Raw genomic sequence first — 303 nt, 5'->3', positions numbered from 1 at the left:
CGGCCCGTGCGCCCGCTCGGCCCGTGCGCCCGCGCCGCTCCGTCGGCCGCATGATCGTGCTTGAACATGGAAGTAGTGGCCTCCCGCCGGGCGGATGCCACTCGATCCAGGATCGAGCGCGATCTTGCGGCGTTGTGGAGATCAGCGAGCAAGATCCATGCAACATCAGGGATGTTGCTGCCTCCCGCGCGTCGGAGACAGCAACATCAGGGAAGTTGTGCGGATCTTGGCGCCGGGCGCCGGGCGCCGGGCGCGGGGCGCGGGGCGCGGGGCGCGGGGCGCGGGGCGCGGGGCGCGGGGCGC

Origin of the sequence: Micromonospora sp. NPDC050695, assembly GCF_040654415.1 — a bacterium.
In the GTDB taxonomy this organism is placed as follows: Bacteria; Actinomycetota; Actinomycetes; order Mycobacteriales; family Micromonosporaceae; genus Micromonospora.
This window is presented reverse-complemented; position numbering follows the sequence as displayed.